Genomic DNA, 17,869 nt, shown 5'->3' with positions numbered 1-17,869 from the left:
TCATTAGATAAACACAACAAACACATTCAAGTGTCTTGTATTCGAATCAAACGTTAGTTTGATTCACAATTGAGTCCGGCAAACAGTCATTGAGAATTAACCCTTCTTGATGACAACCAAAAACCTTGGTTAGTTGCCATACGCTAAGACCCTTTCGGGTTGTATGGTTAAGTGACTAAGCGTACACGGTGGATGCCTTGGCAGTCAGAGGCGATGAAAGGCGTAATAACTTGCGATAAGCCCAGATTAGGTAGTAATAACCTTTTGAGTCTGGGATTCCTGAATGGGGAAACCCACTTACATAAGTAAGTATCCTGTTGTGAATACATAGCAACAGGAGGCAAACCGGGGGAACTGAAACATCTAAGTACCCCGAGGAAGAGAAATCAACCGAGATTCCGAAAGTAGCGGCGAGCGAAATTGGATTAGCCCTTAAGCTTTTAATGAGACAGACGAAGGCTCTGGAAAGTGCCGCAGTAAAGGGTGATAGCCCCGTAGTCGACATCTCATAATCAGTGAAAACGAGTAGGGCGGGACACGTGATATCCTGTCTGAATATGGGGGGACCATCCTCCAAGGCTAAATACTACTGACTGACCGATAGTGAACCAGTACCGTGAGGGAAAGGCGAAAAGAACCCCTGTGAGGGGAGTGAAATAGAACCTGAAACCGTGTACGTACAAGCAGTAGGAGCACCTTCGTGGTGTGACTGCGTACCTTTTGTATAATGGGTCAGCGACTTAATTTTAGTAGCAAGGTTAACCGTTTAGGGGAGCCGTAGGGAAACCGAGTCTTAACTGGGCGTACAGTTGCTAGGATTAGACCCGAAACCAGGTGATCTAGCCATGGGCAGGTTGAAGGTTGAGTAACATCAACTGGAGGACCGAACCGACTAATGTTGAAAAATTAGCGGATGACTTGTGGCTAGGGGTGAAAGGCCAATCAAACCTGGAGATAGCTGGTTCTCCCCGAAAGCTATTTAGGTAGCGCCTCGGACGAATACTACTGGGGGTAGAGCACTGTTAAGGCTAGGGGGTCATCCCGACTTACCAACCCTTTGCAAACTCCGAATACCAGTAAGTACTATCCGGGAGACACACGGCGGGTGCTAACGTCCGTCGTGGAGAGGGAAACAACCCAGACCGCCAGCTAAGGTCCCAAAGTATAGCTAAGTGGGAAACGATGTGGGAAGGCTCAGACAGCCAGGATGTTGGCTTAGAAGCAGCCATCATTTAAAGAAAGCGTAATAGCTCACTGGTCGAGTCGGCCTGCGCGGAAGATGTAACGGGGCTAAGCTATACACCGAAGCTGCGGCTACGTATCTTAGGATATGTGGGGTAGGGGAGCGTTCTGTAAGCCGTTGAAGGTGGTCTGTAAGGGCTGCTGGAGGTATCAGAAGTGCGAATGCTGACATGAGTAACGATAAAGGGAGTGAAAAACTCCCTCGCCGGAAGACCAAGGGTTCCTGTCCAACGTTAATCGGGGCAGGGTAAGTCGACTCCTAAGGCGAGGCCGAAAGGCGTAGTCGATGGGAAACGGGTTAATATTCCCGTACTTCTTACAATTGCGATGGGGGGACGGAGAAGGCTAGGTGGGCCTGGCGACGGTTGTCCAGGTTCAAGTATGTAGGCGGGTGGTTTAGGTAAATCCGGACCACTACTAACGCTGAGATACGATGTCGAGCTACTACGGTAGTGAAGTCATTGATGCCATGCTTCCAGGAAAAGCCTCTAAGCTTCAGATTGTAAGGAATCGTACCCCAAACCGACACAGGTGGTCGGGTAGAGAATACCAAGGCGCTTGAGAGAACTCGGGTGAAGGAACTAGGCAAAATGGTACCGTAACTTCGGGAGAAGGTACGCTCTTATCAGTGAAGTCCCTTGCGGATGGAGCAGACGAGAGTCGCAGATACCAGGTGGCTGCAACTGTTTATTAAAAACACAGCACTGTGCAAAATCGTAAGATGACGTATACGGTGTGACGCCTGCCCGGTGCCGGAAGGTTAATTGATGGGGTTAGACTTCGGTCGAAGCTCTTGATCGAAGCCCCGGTAAACGGCGGCCGTAACTATAACGGTCCTAAGGTAGCGAAATTCCTTGTCGGGTAAGTTCCGACCTGCACGAATGGCGTAATGATGGCCACGCTGTCTCCACCCGAGACTCAGTGAAATTGAAATCGCTGTGAAGATGCAGTGTACCCGCGGCTAGACGGAAAGACCCCGTGAACCTTTACTACAGCTTGGCACTGAACATTGAACCTACATGTGTAGGATAGGTGGGAGACTATGAAATTGCGTCGCTAGATGTGATGGAGTCGTCCTTGAAATACCACCCTTGTAGTTTTGATGTTCTAACGTTGGCCCCTGAATCGGGGTTACGGACAGTGCCTGGTGGGTAGTTTGACTGGGGCGGTCTCCTCCCAAAGAGTAACGGAGGAGCACGAAGGTGGGCTAAACACGGTTGGACATCGTGTGGTTAGTGCAATGGCATAAGCCCGCTTGACTGCGAGAATGACAATTCGAGCAGGTGCGAAAGCAGGTCATAGTGATCCGGTGGTTCTGAATGGAAGGGCCATCGCTCAACGGATAAAAGGTACTCCGGGGATAACAGGCTGATACCGCCCAAGAGTTCATATCGACGGCGGTGTTTGGCACCTCGATGTCGGCTCATCACATCCTGGGGCTGAAGTCGGTCCCAAGGGTATGGCTGTTCGCCATTTAAAGTGGTACGCGAGCTGGGTTTAGAACGTCGTGAGACAGTTCGGTCCCTATCTGCCGTGGGCGTTGGAAAATTGAAAGGGGCTGCTCCTAGTACGAGAGGACCGGAGTGGACGAACCTCTGGTGTTCGGGTTGTCATGCCAATGGCATTGCCCGGTAGCTAAGTTCGGAATCGATAACCGCTGAAAGCATCTAAGCGGGAAGCGAGCCTTGAGATGAGTTTTCCCTGGCACTATAAGTGTCCTAAAGGGTTGTCGTAGACTACGACGTTGATAGGCAGGGTGTGTAAGTGCTGCGAGGCATTGAGCTAACCTGTACTAATTGCCCGTGAGGCTTAACCATACAACACCCAAGGGGTTTTGTGGACTCAGAAGTACCAGACCTTGAATGCGTTTGAAGAGAAACTTTTATAGCTCTATTAAATAGAGAAGCAGCTTTCCGAATTTTAAAATTTGCTTGGCGACCATAGCATTGTGGACCCACCTGATTCCATGCCGAACTCAGAAGTGAAACACAATAGCGCCGATGGTAGTGTGGGGTTTCCCCATGTGAGAGTAGGACATCGCCAGGCTTTAAATTTATTTTCACTTTTTAAAAGTGAAGACAAAAGTTTTCAGAATCGTTTTTAAACGACTCCTGAATTGCTGATATAGCTCAGCCCGGTAGAGCGCACCCTTGGTAAGGGTGAGGTCCCCAGTTCGAGTCTGGGTATCAGCACCACTATTTAGTTGATTTGATTAATCAAGTTGACAACAGAATTTGTTTGACGACCATAGCATTGTGGACCCACCTGATTCCATGCCGAACTCAGAAGTGAAACACAATAGCGCCGATGGTAGTGTGGGGTTTCCCCATGTGAGAGTAGGACATCGTCAGGCTTAAATTGCATTATGCTGAATAGACACTGCGGAGTGGTAGTTCAGTTGGTTAGAATACCGGCCTGTCACGCCGGGGGTCGCGGGTTCGAGTCCCGTCCACTCCGCCACTTATTTAGAAGCCTCGCTAGAAATAGCGGGGCTTTTTTACATCTAAATTATAGTGTTTCGCCCTTCCATCTAATGACTTCCACATAAGGTTTCCCGTAAACCATAACTCCTAGCCAACGCGTCCCCATAATTCCGTCACTTATCAGAAATCCCAATCCTACGACTAGAATCACATCATTTCTGATTCCAATTGTGGTTTGATACAAGAATGACTTCAAACGCACGCAGATCTTTAAGCTTACTAATCAAATACTCGAGCCATACGACGTTGTAAGTTAGTCTAATGAGACTGTTCTGACTCAGCGCCCCAATTCAATACCTGAAACTATACAAGCATTACAACTCATCCTGCTTGCTCATTGCTTGGAGCCCTCCTCAAGTATTAGTTAATAGATCTTTGTCTAGGAAACCTGACTTCTGTTCTATCTGTTCTATCTGTGAATCTAGAGGATAGTTCTGGTGTGTAATTAGGACTCCATCATGGGGACTTCTGCTAAGAACGCTAGAGCCCTTAATGATTCGATTTCATGCTCTTGCTATGCATTAAACTTAAACCAATCTTAATTGTATTGAGCACCCTGTTTGAAGCATCTCAAAGGGGGAAAGCGGACTAGATTCAGTTTGAAGCTGAGAGTCGCTAGGTTGAGCTCCCCAAGTGATGCTGGAAGGATATATAAGCTAAGAAATAGACTATCCCCCGATCCGTGCTGTGATGTTTATCACCCAACTGATTGAGGTTCTCTGGTTCTAGGTACTGGTATCTTAGGATGTTTGCCGGTATTTCTTCGATTCTGATGTGCTTGTTGACTCGATATGAATTAGTTGTTTCACCGCTTTTACTCTGAACATATTGATTTCTTGCTGGTTAGTTCAAGCTATGTCTAAGTTACTACGACTAATATTAAGCTAAGAATTGTCATTTCTGTTGCTTGGTAAGAATAGAAAATTCCCCAAATCATCGGCAGATAATTTTGTGATTATTTTAAAAATAGATAAAGCCTTAAAACCTAATGGGTCGAATTATGAAATTAAGCTTTAACTTTGAAGATGCGAGCCAGATCTTTGTAGGATCTTTTGCTTTGGCCGTGCCGATTTCTTTTTCTGAAGAAGCGTGGAAGTTAGGAGAGACTTTGCCCACAGCTAACTTGCTGTTGTTGTTTCTATTGTCTGCTGTATTCCTGGGCTTTTACACGTATGAGAGTGTATTTCAGAAAGATATTGTCGCTCGGTTGCCAGTGTTTATTTTCAGAATTGTTATTGCTTATGTGATGACTGCATTGGTTGTTGCTTTGGTGCTGACTTGTTTGGACAAGCTTCCTTTATTAAGCGATCCAATTGTATCTATCAAAAGGGTAATTGTTATTTCTATGCCAGCGTCTATGGGAGCGATTGTAGTGGATAGTTTCGATAAAGAGTGAGTCGTATGCCATTTCAATTTAAGCAACCAACAGAGCCTTTCTAGAGCTTATTTGAATTCATTATTTAGCTTTTAATTCCCGCCCCCATTACGACTAGAATTTCTCAGCAGAGCACTTCTATAGATAACGAAAGTAGCCCTTCGTGATGACTGGCTTCTTGCAAGAGTGACAAGTTTGTTCTTGTGATAGCTTGAGCGGAATTAAAGAGAAAAGTCTGATTGCTTCAGAAGAGCATTAAAAGTGTTGGTTTTCGAATTAAATGAGGTAGTAAAAGGTGAGTAGACTGGTATGGATGAGTTCGGATCTTTAAATGCAAAAAGGCCGCATCAATAATGCGGCCTTTTCTAATTGGCTCCCCTTGCAAGACTTGAACTTGCGACATACGGATTAACAGTCCGCCGTTCTACCAACTGAACTAAAGGGGAATTGATTGTTTAGTCTCTAATCAAGAGAATGGTGCCGACTACCGGAATCGAACTGGTGACCTACTGATTACAAGTCAGTTGCTCTACCTACTGAGCTAAGTCGGCATCATGAATCAAAAAGCTTATGCTTGATGATTAACTTGGCTCCCCTTGCAAGACTTGAACTTGCGACATACGGATTAACAGTCCGCCGTTCTACCAACTGAACTAAAGGGGAATTATTCTTAAAGCTTTAAAGAAATGGTGCCGACTACCGGAGTCGAACTGGTGACCTACTGATTACAAGTCAGTTGCTCTACCTACTGAGCTAAGTCGGCACATAATATTTCTTTGTGCTTTACTGTTGTTGTCTAGGACACCAACAAATAAATTGTGGTGCCCGGAGGCGGAATCGAACCACCGACACGAGGATTTTCAATCCTCTGCTCTACCGACTGAGCTATCCGGGCGACGAGGTGTATTAAACGTGTTTTCGCGTTCTGGGTCAACATTAAATTGCAAAAAAAGTATCGTTTGATGTTTTTCTATACTTAGTGGATTGTTTTTGTTCGTTTGGGGCTAAAAACCTAGGTCTAGCATGCTCTAAAAGATACTGAAACTACGGTTAACTGGACTGAATAGGCACCGAAACAAAAAAAGCACGTATGAAAACGTGCTTTTATATTTAAGAATTTACTCGAGAGTTTAGTGTTTTACTTCAAACCTATTAACCCAAGCTTCTAATTCGTTAGAAAGGGAGGTGAGAGTTTGAGTGCTGTTATGACTTTCTGTCACCACATTACTCAGTTGGTTGCCACTTTCTTCGATCATATTGATACGCTTCGAAATATCGTCACTCACCTGAGTCTGCTCAGCGGCGGCTGTCGCGATTTGATGACTCATCGATGAAATAGACTCTAATGCGATAACAATCTGTTGTAGAGCTTCAGAGGCATTCTGGGACTCTGTTACGGTGCTTTCACTGGTCGTCGCACACACTTCCATAGTTTTTATTGCGTTACGAGAGCCTTCTTGAAGGTTATTGATCATTAGCTGGATTTCTTTCGTGCTTGATTGTGTTCGACCTGCAAGGTTACGAACCTCATCAGCCACAACCGCAAATCCGCGGCCTTGTTCACCAGCGCGCGCAGCTTCAATTGCCGCATTTAGCGCTAGAAGGTTAGTTTGTTCTGCAATATCACCGATGACGTCTAAGACCTTAACGATGTTATGTACATCGCTATCTAGGTTAGCGACGGCTTCACTGGCAGTTCCTAGTTGGCCTGCTAGACCTTGAATGTTATCTACCGTGTTGTGAATTAACTGCTGAGTATGTTGGCTCTGTTTATCAGCTTCGTCAGTATTACGCGCAGTATCACCCGCTGAATCAGCAACATTGTTGGCTGAAGAGGCCATCTCGGTCATTGCTGTTGCGATCATCTCTGTTGATTGCTGTTGTGTCTCTGTTAGCTGAGCAATTGCCCCTGCACGATCTTCTACGCGTTGCAGTTCGCCCCTTAATGCCAGCATTGAAGCGTCAAGGTTTGATACCAACTCAGCCAGTGACTTACTCATTTGTTGTACGGCGTGGTAGATACTGCCGTCTGTTGCCTGAGTTTCGAAATAGGTTTGAATGCGGCCTTCTGCGACTGCTTGTACTGCTTCTCTTACATCCTTAGGCTCGCCACCAAGAAGCGCTAGCATGCGCTTAATGGATGCAATCAAGCTCGATAGGATAAGACCCGCAATTACCACACAAAGGAATAGCTGCCATTGAGCGGTAGACCAGAAACGCGCGTTAACTTCATTGAAGCCGATACCTGTGCCGACAACCCAACCCCAATGTGGCGTTTTCTCTGCCATTGATAGTTTTTCTTCAATGGTTCCATCTGGAAGTTTTTGCGTCCAGGTGTACTCAATGATCTGGCCAGTACGACTGCCAAGTACTCGTTGAATGAGTTGGCCAACGCTATTCCCATCACCGTCTTTAAAATCATTAAAGCTGGTTCCGTGTAGTTGTGGATCCAGAGGTGTCGCAACAAAGGTCATGTTTTCATCCGCAACATAAACGTATTCATTATCTTTATAGATGTTGTTACGTAGTAGGCGAGTGGCAAGCTGTTTGGCCTGTTGTTCTTCTAGAGTGCCATCAATAGCCATTTTTTCGACTTCAGTAAGAATGCTGTATGCGCTCTTAAATAGCTCAGTCACACGAGCTTTGTTGTCCATGTTACTAGCGACTCTCAAGGTCCATAAACCAGTAGCAGTTAGCGCTAGCAGAGCGATCAAGATGATGCCCGATAATAAGTAAGCTTGCGTTTTTAATTTCATATTTTCCTGCGTAGCGATTCAATAATTAGTATTAGATATAATTCATGGAATCTTAATCTAAGTCGTGTAGGGCAGATATCAGAAAGATATCAAAACATGATAGAGATTAAATTTACGAAGCAAAAAAAGTAACGAGTTATCATGCTGTTTATTTTTATGTGACGATACGCGGCTAAAGGTGCTTAATTTCAGAGGTGGTTTAGTTTGTATCGAGAGGGTTTGGACGAATTCAAGGATGGGTACTGTCGATATAGGAAAGGGGATGCTTTAACTTTATGGGGGTGATCAGGGCTTGATGTTGAGCTGGCGGCAATACTGAATAGAGTTAGAGTTAGAGTTAGAGTTAGCTCAAACGAAAAAAAGCCAAGTCTTTCGACTTGGCTTTCTTGAATGTGGCTCCCCTTGCAAGACTTGAACTTGCGACATACGGATTAACAGTCCGCCGTTCTACCAACTGAACTAAAGGGGAATTACTTGTCTTAACATCAGGTCTATAAAGACCATTATTTGTTAAGTACCAAATAATGGTGCCTCGAGGCGGAATCGAACCACCGACACGCGGATTTTCAATCCGCTGCTCTACCGACTGAGCTATCGAGGCAAAAGAATGGTGCCGACTACCGGAGTCGAACTGGTGACCTACTGATTACAAGTCAGTTGCTCTACCTACTGAGCTAAGTCGGCACACTAAATTCTTTGCTTTAGAGAGTAAACTCTCTAATTAAAACCTCATATAAAAATGAAGTTCTTTAAAATGGCTCCCCTTGCAAGACTTGAACTTGCGACATACGGATTAACAGTCCGCCGTTCTACCAACTGAACTAAAGGGGAATTACTTGTCTCAACATCAGGTCTATAAAGACCATTATTTGTTAAGTACCAAATAATGGTGCCTCGAGGCGGAATCGAACCACCGACACGCGGATTTTCAATCCGCTGCTCTACCGACTGAGCTATCGAGGCAAAAGAATGGTGCCGACTACCGGAGTCGAACTGGTGACCTACTGATTACAAGTCAGTTGCTCTACCTACTGAGCTAAGTCGGCACACTAAATTCTTTATGCTTTTGTTCGTGTTGCTACTCCCTGTTAAAGAGTAATGACACCAACAAATCAAATTGTGGTGCCCGGAGGCGGAATCGAACCACCGACACGAGGATTTTCAATCCTCTGCTCTACCGACTGAGCTATCCGGGCAACGGAGCGCTATTAAACGGATTTTCTGCATAACCGTCAACACCTTTTTTGAAAATAATTAAAAAAAACGTTCGTTAGTTGTTTTTTTATTCAAAAGTGAGGCTTACGTTTTACCTTGGTTAAAATCTTTCTTGAATTTTGTTACTTTTTCTAAGTATCGACGCGACTCTTTGTTTGGGTGTTTCTTTGTAAGTGCCCAGTAAGCTTGACTAGGTTGCAATGAGTTTAAGTCACGCATTGCCCGCTTTCTGTCCTTACTGAAGGTATTGAGTACCCCACCAGTGCCACCGTTGTATGCTGAGATCATGCTGTATTCGAGTGTGGTTGGGTGATGCACGTCCTTCAAATAACGATTTTTAAGGATGTAAAAGTACGCAGTGCCAGCATCAATGTTGTTTTCTGGATTGAATAAGTACTCAGGACTTGGTTCTCCAGGTTTATTTTTGACGAGCTTAAAGACATCTCGGCCTGCCGTTTTTGGGACCACCTGCATAAGACCATAAGCATTCGCCCAGCTCACAGCGTATGGGTTAAAACTACTCTCTGTTTTGATGATCGCATAAATCAAGTCTTCAGGAATGTCATAACGTTGAGATGCGCGACGAACGATGTCTGCGTACTTATAGCTTCGTTTGCTGGCGTGATCGGCCACCATTGGAATTTCGACGTAATACGCTTTTTTAAAGTCGACTTCCTTGGTTTTTAAGTTATTGGCGATCAGGTAATCAGCAAATTTATTAGCGCGCCATGTCCATTGGATAGGCTTCTTATCTTGATCAACGACTTGGTTATAGAGGAAAGGTTGACCTTCTAACTTGATGCTTTTGGAAGAGAATAGATCGACATTCGCAGGATCATCTGGCGTTAAAAGTGTCGTCATTATTGCATTTTTGAGGTGCTTTTTAGGATCAGTTGAGGATACGGTTTCAACTGTGATTAGACCTTGGCTAAAGTTTACTTCTGAGCGGCTCAAGTAATTATCTATGTATTTCACATAGTTACTCTTGCCCGCCATCTTTACTTCACTGCTGCCCCAACGTTTTTGGATATTGCCAGAAAAGCTATTAATTAGTGAGTCTAACGCACCTGTGTCTTTCTCAAATTGACCGGGTAACTCAGCCAAATTACTTACAAATCGGTTGGTGGGCTCATAATTTACGTCATAAATTCCTTCGATAAATTCACGACTGCACCCAGTTAACAACATGGTTATTAGGAAGTAACTTAGCTTTTTCATAGTTCCTCAAACAAAAATGACATCGCAGCGTGAGCCATGATGTCATTAAAATTTGCTTAAATAAATGTCTTATTTACTTGGTGGAGTATAGCCATCAATAACGACATCTTTACCTTCGAAAAGGAAGTTAACCATCTCAGTTTCAAGAAGTTTACGATGGTCTGGATCCATCATGTTTAGCTTCTTCTCATTGATGAGCATGGTTTGCTTGCTCTGCCATTGTCCCCAAGCTTCTTTAGAGACGTTGTCAAAGATACGCTTACCTAAGTCACCTGGGTAAAGTTGAAAATCTAGGCCTTCAGCATCTTTTTGAAGGCGAGCACAAAATACAGTGCGGCTCATAGTGGTTCCTCTTATCGCGTTCGTTGATTCAAACGTCGTCGTTTAGTTCAAAGGGTAGGCTCTCAATAAGCTGCTTTACAGGAGCGGCTAGGCCAATTTCTTCCGGTTTTGATAAGTTATACCAGAGACCTTTAGTCCCTTCCATTATCAAATCTGGTTGTTTATCTAATTTTACTAATACAGGTGTGATATCTAAGTGGTAGTGGCTGAAAGTATGTCGAAACGCAATCATGGTCTTGATCGAATCGGTTTCGTTGTCTTTGATCGAACGAAGATCTAATTGATGTTTGATCTCTGCGTTTTCATTTTGAGGGAAACAGAACAGTCCTCCCCAGATACCAGACTGAGGGCGTTGTTCGAGCCATACTTGATTATCGTGGTACAGAATCACAAACCATGTTTCTTTTATTGGCTTTTCTTTCTTAGGCTTTTTGCCAGGGAAATCGAGCTGTCTATCGAGCTTCTTAGCTTCGCACATGCTTTCAATCGGGCACAACGTACATTTGGGCTTGCTACGAGTACAAACCATGGCACCCATATCCATCATGGCTTGATTGTACTTATCGACATCTTGATTGGGAGTGTGTGCTTCTGCGTGTTCCCAAAGCTGGTTCTCGACTTTCTTTTGCCCCGGCCAACCTTCTACTGCAAAGCTTCTCGCCAAGGTGCGCTTGACGTTGCCATCAAGAATCGCATGAGGGAGTTTATGCACAGAGGACAGCACTGCAGCGGCAGTAGAGCGTCCAATACCCGGTAGCGCGTTCATTTCTTCGATAGAAAGCGGAAATTCACCACCGTATTGCTCGGTAACAATCTTGGCAGCCTTATGTAAGTTACGAGCTCGCGCGTAATAGCCAAGCCCTGTCCATAGGTGCAGCACCTCATCTTGTTCGGCGTTCGCTAGGTCAATAACCGTTGGAAAGCGTTCTAAGAAGCGCTGGTAGTATGGAATCACCGTGGCGACTTGAGTCTGCTGAAGCATGATTTCAGATAGCCAAACGGTGTAGGCGGTTTTGTTTTGTTGCCAAGGTAATTCTTTACGCCCAAAGGCGTCATACCACTTTAATATGGCTGTTGCGAAAGGAGTCACGACATGCTCTATGCTTTGCTATTATTAGGAGTGAAATTGCACCACACTTACGGTTGGATGTAAAACAGACAAATTGTGTGGGAATTTATCCACGGAAAGACTTGCACCGGAGGCAATTCTTTGGATAATCCCCGCTTTGATTAATCAATGTGCAGGCAAAAATCAATGAGTGAAGTGACCACTAACGAATATACTGAAGACGGCAAACTGGTTCGTAAGATCCGTAGTTTTGTTCGCCGCGAAGGCCGCTTAACAAAAGGCCAAGAAAACGCGATGAACGAATGTTGGCCAACAATGGGTATCGACTACAATCCAGAACTTCTTAATTGGAAAGAAGTGTTTGGCAACGACAACCCTGTTGTACTAGAAATTGGCTTCGGTATGGGTGCATCACTGGTTGAAATGGCAAAGAATGCGCCTGAGAAAAACTTCTTAGGTATTGAAGTTCACAGCCCAGGTGTTGGTGCGTGTTTAGGTACAGCTCGCGATGCTGGCGTAACTAACTTGCGTGTAATGTGTCACGATGCAGTAGAAGTATTTGAACACATGATCCCAGATAGCAGCCTGCATACACTGCAACTGTTCTTCCCTGACCCATGGCACAAAGCTCGTCACCACAAACGTCGTATTGTTAAGGCTGAGTTTGCAGAGATGGTTCGCGGTAAGCTGCAACTTGATACTGGTATTTTCCACATGGCAACAGACTGGGAAAACTACGCAGAACATATGATTGAAGTGATGAACGTAGCTCCAGGCTTCAAGAATATCGCTGAAGATGGGGATTACATTCCTCGTCCAGACGAGCGTCCGCTGACTAAGTTTGAAGCGCGTGGTCACCGTTTAGGTCATGGTGTTTGGGACATTAAGTTCAAGCGTACTAAGTAATTCTGAATCAAATTAAGTGAAGGTGAATCCGACTGAGGATTAAACCCTACACTTTATGGGATTGATTAAAGCCAACATTATTGTAATGTTGGCTTTTTTGTCCTTAGGCTTTTATTGCGATAAAGGTTTAAGGACAGAAAATAATGTCACACCCCCTACAAAAATAACAATAAAGAAGTAAGCACACATGAAACCAACTCAAGCTATTTTGGCCGAGATTTTAGATGAAGTTCGCCCTTTAATTGGTCAGGGAAAGGTCGCAGATTATATTCCTGCATTGGCTCGTGTATCGAACCAGAAACTGGCGATTGCGGTATACACCAATGAAGGTGAAGTTATTCAAGCTGGCGATGCCGATGAAGCCTTTTCTGTGCAATCAATCTCTAAAGCTTTAAGCCTGACGTTGGCGATGGTGTTGTATAAGCCTGAAGAGATATGGCAGCGAGTAGGGAAGGAGCCTTCAGGACAAGCCTTTAACTCGATGATTCAACTTGAGATGGAGCACGGCATCCCTCGTAACCCGTTTATTAATGCTGGCGCGATTGTCGTGGCTGACTTATTACAAAGCCGTTTATCAGCACCAAGACACCGTTTATTAGAATTTGTTCGTCAGCTATCAGGTGATACTCATATTGTGTATGACAAGGTTGTGGCGGCTTCTGAGATGATGCACAGCGATCGTAATGCTGCTATCGCTTATTTGATGCGTTCATTTGGTAATTTTGAGAACGATGTTATTCCCGTACTCAACAATTACTTTCATGCTTGTGCGCTTAAAATGACCTGTGTTGACTTGGCGAAGACCTTTAGCTATTTGGCAAACAAAGGTGTGTCGGTTCAGACCAAGAAAGAGATCATCACGCCAGTTCAAACCAAACAGCTGAATGCTTTGCTTGCGACATGTGGTTTGTACGATGGGGCGGGAGAGTTTGCCTATCGTGTTGGTATGCCGGGTAAATCGGGTGTTGGCGGTGGGATTATTGCGATTGTTCCTGGCGAAATGACGATCGCGGTGTGGTCTCCGGAACTGGACGCGTCGGGTAATTCACTAGCGGGAACTCAGGCTTTAGAATTGCTCTCTGAGCGTATTGGTCGTTCTATTTTCTAAGTTCGACAAAAAAGCCTCTCGTGATGAGAGGCTTTTTGCATTCTAGCGTTCGAACTATTCGTCTTCTTCTGCCATAAAGGCTTCAAGCAAATCGTTTAAGAAGAGTTTTCCTTTTTCAGTGATCTGCCAATGGCTGTCGGTTTCATTAAGATAACCGAGCTCTTTAGCCCATTCTATCGTTGGCTGAATCGAATTAAACTCTAACCCAGTCGTATCAATGAAGTCTTGTTTTGGACACGCTTCCATTAGCCTGAAGCGGTTCATGAAGAACTCAAAAGGGCGGTCCTCATTAGGTACTTCAAGTTCATCCGACAGATAGGGTTTCACCAGATTCTGATACGCTGCTAGGTAGCCTCTAGGGTGTTTAACCTTAGTGGTGCGAACAATACGTCCATCTGCAAAGCTCAGCTTGCCATGAGAGCCACAGCCAATACCTAGGTAGTCACCAAAGCGCCAGTAGTTGAGATTATGCTGACACTGATATCCCGGCTTACTGTAACCTGAAATTTCGTACTGTACATAACCTGCATCTGCGAGCTTCTTATGGCCTAAGTCGAAGATATCCCAAAGGTCATCATCGTCAGGCAGCTGTGGCGTTTTGTAATAGAACATGGTGTTAGGTTCTATTGTTAGCTGATACCAAGACAAATGTGGAGGGTCGAGCTCGATCGCTTTGTCTAAGTCAGCCAACGCTTGATCAATGCTTTGATCGGGTAAGCCGTGCATTAGATCTAGGTTGAAGCTATTTAATCCAATTTTATGTGCTAAGTGAGCTGCGTTGACCGCTTCATCTTGACCATGAATACGCCCAAGCCTTTCCAGTTTCTCTTGCTCAAAACTTTGTACACCAACTGAGATACGACTAATACCTGCCTTTTGGTAACCTGCAAAACGTTCAGCTTCTATGGTGCCCGGGTTGGCTTCCATGGTGATTTCTATTTCAGGTTTGAACGGGATGCGTTGTTCAATACCTTGCAGCAATCGACCTATTCCTTCTGGAGAAAATAGACTCGGCGTGCCGCCACCAATAAAGATCGAATGCAATGGGCGAGGTGCGCCATTGAGTTGGTATTTTTCGATATCGGTATCGAGATCCTCAAGCAGAGCATCTATATACTCTTTTTCAGGAATCTCGGCTTTTAGAGCGTGAGAGTTAAAATCACAATACGGACACTTTTGTACACACCATGGAATGTGGACATAGAGGCTAAGTGGGGGTGGTATAAGCGCTGCATTGTGCATTACAGAGCTTGCTCCTTGAGAGTCTTAAATAATGACGTGAGGGCTTTACCACGGTGTGACAGTTGCTTCTTACGTGATGATTCAAGCTCTGCTGAGGCGCAGTTATCTTCTGGCACAAAGAACACAGGATCGTAGCCAAAGCCATTATCACCGTGTTCTTCAGTCAGAATACGACCTTCCCATTTACCGTGACACACCAATGGTGTTGGATCGTTTTCGTGACGCATTAGCACCAACACACAGTGGAAACGGGCGGTACGCTTTTCAGTAGCCACACCTTGCATGGCATCTAACAGCTTTTCGATGTTCTGCTTATCACTCGCCCCTTCACTAGAGTAACGCGCTGAGTAGATACCGGGTGCACCATTAAGGTAATCAACTTCTAAGCCAGAATCGTCAGCAATGGCTGGTAGCCCCGTTGCTTTCGCAGCGTGGCGAGCTTTGATGATGGCATTTTCAATGAAAGTTGTTCCCGTTTCAGCGACTTCTGAAACGTTAAACTCACTTTGCGCGACAACGTCGAAACCAAACTCAGACAGAATATCTGCCATCTCGCGAACTTTGCCTTGGTTGCCTGTTGCTAAAACAATCTTACTCATGGGGATGTGGCTCTAATAAGTTAATGACTAGAAAAGTGAGCTTTGAAGCTACTCTTCTATATAGAATTTTTGTGTGAAACGTAGTGGACCTGTGCCTTTCAAACCTGCGTTAACATCAATATTAAAAGTGATGTTTTCTTCGTGAGTGATAGGGAACTCTGCAAGGTAATAAATCGCATCGCCTTCCTTTATTTCACGGAAGTTAAGCGTGCGAGTGTTACCTACTAGGTTTCGTGCGGTTCCCGTAATTTTAGCCGTTGTTGCAGGCTTGCCTAGGGAAGCGTTGTCTAGCACGCTGATATTTAGAATCGCTGAGTATCCGTTTCGTTTCAGCTTATATTGCTTAGCAACCTGCGCAGTTAAAAACGTGGAATTGAAAGCCGAGTAATGAACCTCGACATCCTTGATACTTTTAAACTGTCCTGCCGAGCTTGGTAGGGCAATCAGAGCGGTGAGTAGTGCTGTTATCCATAGACGCATAATGACTCCAATAAATAGCAAAAAGCCATCATAGGATGGCTTTGACTTCAGTTGGGATCTGGCTTGGTGAGCATATTCGAACTTGTTTATGCCGACCGAGCTCTCCCTTTTCTATCTTAATTTGCCCTTTAGCGACCTTAAATTGTTTCGCAAGGTATTTCGCTAAGTGAGCATTTGCTTTGCCATCAACCGGTGGTGCAGTAATGGCAATTTTCAGTTCCTCTCCGTGCAAGCCGACAATCTTGTCTCGGCTTGCTTTGGGTTGGATATAGAGCCTAAGAAGAATATCGTCTTCTTCGGCCCAAACTGCTTTTGGCATCGTCAAAGTACCTGATGTTCGTACTTGAATTATAGCTGATACCAAATAGGACCGATCATGTCGCCCATTAGGAAGTTCGCAAATTGTAGAACAATGAACAGAACAAGCACACTTAGGTCGAAGCCACCCATATCAGGAAGGATACGGCGAATCGGCGTTAGCATTGGTTCTGTTAACTGGTGGAATACGTATTCGATTGGGCTACGGCCTTGGCTAACCCAGCTCAGGATTGCACGGATCAGTAGAACCCAGAAAATTAACCCACCAGCTGCTTTGAGCAGAGATAGCGCGCCAAAGATCAGGAAGCTAATATCAAATACAGCCGCACCGCCAGAGATAATCAAGTTTAGAGCGACGAACTTAAGTACACACAGCACATAAGCGAAAACAACAGTCGCCAGGTCAAGGCTGCCTATTGATGGAATCACTCGGCGTAGTGGGGCAACAACCGGTTGTGTCGCTTTTACGATAAATTGTGAGAATGGGTTGTAGAAATCTGCACGTGATGCTTGTAGCCAGATACGCAAGATCACAACCATGATGTAAAGATCAAAAACGGTCGAGATCAGAAAGCTCATCGAATTCATATTGTTTCCTTTTTCGGATTTACTTGCCGCTAGGTATAACCCGAACGGCACAATGCTTTTGTACTGTAACGAGTATTAAAACAGTTTTTCCATCTCTTCAGCTCGAGCAACCGCCGCTTGCATGGCTTTCGCTACGATGTCTGATAGTTGATGGTCGTTAAACGTGCGCAATGCTTCTGCGGTCGTTCCGCCTTTTGAAGTCACTTGCTCACGCAGTGTTGATAATTCAGTATTTGGATTTGCTACTACCATCTCTGCCGCGCCTAATGCAGATTGCTGCACTAATTTACGAGCGGTTTCTTGGTCAAAACCTTGGTTAATTGCTTCAGCTTGCATCGCTTCCATAAACAGGAAGAAGTAAGCCGGAGCACTCCCTGCAGCTGCAATGATGTTGTTGATACCAGACTCTTGTTCAACCCAGCTTACCTCACCTACGGCTTGCATTAGCTGAGAAGCGAACTCTTTATCGCCCTGACTAACCGTTGAGTCAGCATAAAGGCCGCTCATCCCTTTACCAAGTAGTGATGGCGTGTTTGGCATCACACGAACAAGGTTCAGCTGGCAGTTTAACATCTCATTGAGTCGATTCGCATTAATACCCGCGGCAATTGAGATAACCAGTTTGTTGCTGAAGTCGATATCTTGTAAGGGTTTGCATACATCAGCCATCATTTGTGGCTTCACGGATAACACAACAACGTCTGCTTGCTCTGCTGCGGCAATATTATCGCTGGTGGTATTGATGCCGTACTCTTGCTCTAACGGCAGCCTTCTGGTGTCTGAAGGCGCTGTTGCCGTAATCTTTTGCGCTGGGTAACCACTCGCCACTAAGCCCGCTACAATCGAGCGAACCATATTTCCCGCCCCAATAAAGGCGATGTTCTTATGTTCCATATATAAAATCCTGAGCGTGTCGCTGCGCAGTTAA

Annotated in this window: 13 protein-coding genes, 14 tRNA genes and 3 rRNA genes; 8 read left to right on the top strand and 22 right to left on the bottom strand. The window is 45.0% G+C overall.

Annotated elements, in window-relative coordinates; all coding sequences use genetic code 11:
* The first annotated feature begins 165 nt into the window (after nt 1–165).
* The 6 genes from AC3CH4_RS13310 (at nt 166) to AC3CH4_RS13285 (ending at nt 5,121) form a co-directional block, all read left to right on the top strand.
* A 23S ribosomal RNA gene (locus AC3CH4_RS13310) occupies nt 166–3,059 on the top strand.
* Between the two features lie 113 nt (nt 3,060–3,172).
* Nucleotides 3,173–3,288, top strand: a 5S ribosomal RNA gene (gene rrf / locus AC3CH4_RS13305).
* A gap of 72 nt (nt 3,289–3,360) precedes the next feature.
* Nucleotides 3,361–3,437: transfer RNA gene (locus AC3CH4_RS13300), tRNA-Thr, on the top strand.
* A 42-nt stretch (nt 3,438–3,479) separates the two neighbouring features.
* Nucleotides 3,480–3,595, top strand: a 5S ribosomal RNA gene (gene rrf / locus AC3CH4_RS13295).
* Nucleotides 3,596–3,625: 30 nt separating this feature from the next.
* Nucleotides 3,626–3,702 (top strand) — tRNA-Asp (locus AC3CH4_RS13290).
* 1,023 nt (nt 3,703–4,725) lie between these two features.
* On the top strand, nt 4,726–5,121 hold the full coding sequence (locus AC3CH4_RS13285; protein ID WP_017079303.1) for a DUF2391 family protein: 396 nt from the start codon (nt 4,726–4,728) through the stop codon (nt 5,119–5,121).
* Nucleotides 5,122–5,470: 349 nt separating this feature from the next.
* Here the strand turns inward: AC3CH4_RS13285 and AC3CH4_RS13280 are convergent.
* The 16 genes from AC3CH4_RS13280 to mutY all read right to left on the bottom strand — a co-directional run bounded on the left by AC3CH4_RS13280 (nt 5,471) and on the right by mutY (nt 11,721).
* Nucleotides 5,471–5,546: transfer RNA gene (locus AC3CH4_RS13280), tRNA-Asn, on the bottom strand.
* Nucleotides 5,547–5,575: 29 nt separating this feature from the next.
* Nucleotides 5,576–5,651, bottom strand: a tRNA-Thr gene (locus AC3CH4_RS13275).
* Nucleotides 5,652–5,687: 36 nt separating this feature from the next.
* A tRNA-Asn gene (locus AC3CH4_RS13270) sits at nt 5,688–5,763 on the bottom strand.
* 24 nt (nt 5,764–5,787) lie between these two features.
* Nucleotides 5,788–5,863: transfer RNA gene (locus tag AC3CH4_RS13265), tRNA-Thr, on the bottom strand.
* 56 nt (nt 5,864–5,919) lie between these two features.
* Nucleotides 5,920–5,995, bottom strand: a tRNA-Phe gene (locus AC3CH4_RS13260).
* A gap of 235 nt (nt 5,996–6,230) precedes the next feature.
* A complete protein-coding gene (locus AC3CH4_RS13255; RefSeq protein ID WP_146458292.1) occupies nt 6,231–7,856 on the bottom strand; it encodes a methyl-accepting chemotaxis protein in 1,626 nt (541 codons plus the stop codon).
* Between the two features lie 393 nt (nt 7,857–8,249).
* A tRNA-Asn gene (locus tag AC3CH4_RS13250) sits at nt 8,250–8,325 on the bottom strand.
* A gap of 56 nt (nt 8,326–8,381) precedes the next feature.
* Nucleotides 8,382–8,457 (bottom strand) — tRNA-Phe (locus AC3CH4_RS13245).
* A 7-nt stretch (nt 8,458–8,464) separates the two neighbouring features.
* A tRNA-Thr gene (locus AC3CH4_RS13240) sits at nt 8,465–8,540 on the bottom strand.
* A 71-nt stretch (nt 8,541–8,611) separates the two neighbouring features.
* Nucleotides 8,612–8,687, bottom strand: a tRNA-Asn gene (locus tag AC3CH4_RS13235).
* A gap of 56 nt (nt 8,688–8,743) precedes the next feature.
* A tRNA-Phe gene (locus tag AC3CH4_RS13230) sits at nt 8,744–8,819 on the bottom strand.
* 7 nt (nt 8,820–8,826) lie between these two features.
* Nucleotides 8,827–8,902 (bottom strand) — tRNA-Thr (locus AC3CH4_RS13225).
* Nucleotides 8,903–8,976: 74 nt separating this feature from the next.
* Nucleotides 8,977–9,052 (bottom strand) — tRNA-Phe (locus AC3CH4_RS13220).
* A gap of 103 nt (nt 9,053–9,155) precedes the next feature.
* On the bottom strand, nt 9,156–10,289 hold the full coding sequence (gene mltC, locus AC3CH4_RS13215; RefSeq protein WP_488543045.1) for a membrane-bound lytic murein transglycosylase MltC: 1,134 nt from the start codon (nt 10,287–10,289) through the stop codon (nt 9,156–9,158).
* Between the two features lie 69 nt (nt 10,290–10,358).
* On the bottom strand, nt 10,359–10,631 hold the full coding sequence (locus AC3CH4_RS13210) for an oxidative damage protection protein (protein WP_017075434.1): 273 nt from the start codon (nt 10,629–10,631) through the stop codon (nt 10,359–10,361).
* A gap of 28 nt (nt 10,632–10,659) precedes the next feature.
* The gene (mutY, locus tag AC3CH4_RS13205; protein ID WP_488543044.1) at nt 10,660–11,721 is read right to left on the bottom strand and encodes an A/G-specific adenine glycosylase; all 1,062 of its coding nucleotides are present in this window, start codon (nt 11,719–11,721) and stop codon (nt 10,660–10,662) included.
* A 165-nt stretch (nt 11,722–11,886) separates the two neighbouring features.
* Here mutY and trmB point away from each other — a divergent pair, with 165 nt between their 5' ends.
* A complete protein-coding gene (gene trmB / locus AC3CH4_RS13200; RefSeq protein WP_029222028.1) occupies nt 11,887–12,606 on the top strand; it encodes a tRNA (guanosine(46)-N7)-methyltransferase TrmB in 720 nt (239 codons plus the stop codon).
* 187 nt (nt 12,607–12,793) lie between these two features.
* On the top strand, nt 12,794–13,714 hold the full coding sequence (glsB, locus tag AC3CH4_RS13195) for a glutaminase B (protein WP_009847707.1): 921 nt from the start codon (nt 12,794–12,796) through the stop codon (nt 13,712–13,714).
* Nucleotides 13,715–13,768: 54 nt separating this feature from the next.
* On the opposite strand, the gene hemW is transcribed toward glsB, so the two are convergent.
* The 6 genes from hemW to proC form a co-directional block, all read right to left on the bottom strand.
* Nucleotides 13,769–14,956 carry a radical SAM family heme chaperone HemW gene (hemW, locus tag AC3CH4_RS13190; protein ID WP_488543043.1) on the bottom strand — a complete coding sequence of 396 codons (1,188 nt, stop codon included), beginning with the start codon at nt 14,954–14,956 and terminating at the stop codon, nt 13,769–13,771.
* Nucleotides 14,956–15,555: an XTP/dITP diphosphatase gene (locus AC3CH4_RS13185; protein WP_237300293.1), complete on the bottom strand. Its 600-nt coding sequence runs from the start codon at nt 15,553–15,555 to the stop codon at nt 14,956–14,958. Before AC3CH4_RS13185 ends, hemW begins: the two co-directional genes overlap by 1 nt.
* 48 nt (nt 15,556–15,603) lie before the next feature.
* On the bottom strand, nt 15,604–16,035 hold the full coding sequence (locus AC3CH4_RS13180; RefSeq protein WP_004735472.1) for a DUF4426 domain-containing protein: 432 nt from the start codon (nt 16,033–16,035) through the stop codon (nt 15,604–15,606).
* A 28-nt stretch (nt 16,036–16,063) separates the two neighbouring features.
* A complete protein-coding gene (gene yggU, locus AC3CH4_RS13175) occupies nt 16,064–16,354 on the bottom strand; it encodes a DUF167 family protein YggU (RefSeq protein WP_009847703.1) in 291 nt (96 codons plus the stop codon).
* A gap of 29 nt (nt 16,355–16,383) precedes the next feature.
* Nucleotides 16,384–16,941 carry a YggT family protein gene (locus AC3CH4_RS13170; protein WP_004735475.1) on the bottom strand — a complete coding sequence of 186 codons (558 nt, stop codon included), beginning with the start codon at nt 16,939–16,941 and terminating at the stop codon, nt 16,384–16,386.
* Nucleotides 16,942–17,016: 75 nt separating this feature from the next.
* Nucleotides 17,017–17,835 (bottom strand): pyrroline-5-carboxylate reductase, encoded by an 819-nt coding sequence (gene proC, locus AC3CH4_RS13165; RefSeq protein WP_017077774.1) that lies wholly within the window; start codon nt 17,833–17,835, stop codon nt 17,017–17,019.
* Nucleotides 17,836–17,869: the final 34 nt, after the last annotated feature.

The sequence above is a fragment of the Vibrio sp. QJM3NY_26 genome, assembly GCF_057786005.1.
The sequence above is the reverse complement of the archived record's forward strand: the minus strand, read 5'-3'. Positions and strand labels throughout refer to the sequence as shown.

Coding starts and splice junctions, on each gene's coding strand:
- AC3CH4_RS13285 (WP_017079303.1), top strand. CDS start 4,726: ATGAAATTAAGCTTTAACTTTGAAGATGCGAGCCAGATCTTTGTAGGA.
- AC3CH4_RS13255 (WP_146458292.1), bottom strand. CDS start 7,856: ATGAAATTAAAAACGCAAGCTTACTTATTATCGGGCATCATCTTGATC.
- mltC (WP_488543045.1), bottom strand. CDS start 10,289: ATGAAAAAGCTAAGTTACTTCCTAATAACCATGTTGTTAACTGGGTGC.
- AC3CH4_RS13210 (WP_017075434.1), bottom strand. CDS start 10,631: ATGAGCCGCACTGTATTTTGTGCTCGCCTTCAAAAAGATGCTGAAGGC.
- trmB (WP_029222028.1), top strand. CDS start 11,887: ATGAGTGAAGTGACCACTAACGAATATACTGAAGACGGCAAACTGGTT.
- glsB (WP_009847707.1), top strand. CDS start 12,794: ATGAAACCAACTCAAGCTATTTTGGCCGAGATTTTAGATGAAGTTCGC.
- hemW (WP_488543043.1), bottom strand. CDS start 14,956: ATGCACAATGCAGCGCTTATACCACCCCCACTTAGCCTCTATGTCCAC.
- AC3CH4_RS13185 (WP_237300293.1), bottom strand. CDS start 15,555: ATGAGTAAGATTGTTTTAGCAACAGGCAACCAAGGCAAAGTTCGCGAG.
- AC3CH4_RS13180 (WP_004735472.1), bottom strand. CDS start 16,035: ATGCGTCTATGGATAACAGCACTACTCACCGCTCTGATTGCCCTACCA.
- yggU (WP_009847703.1), bottom strand. CDS start 16,354: ATGCCAAAAGCAGTTTGGGCCGAAGAAGACGATATTCTTCTTAGGCTC.
- AC3CH4_RS13170 (WP_004735475.1), bottom strand. CDS start 16,941: ATGAATTCGATGAGCTTTCTGATCTCGACCGTTTTTGATCTTTACATC.
- proC (WP_017077774.1), bottom strand. CDS start 17,835: ATGGAACATAAGAACATCGCCTTTATTGGGGCGGGAAATATGGTTCGC.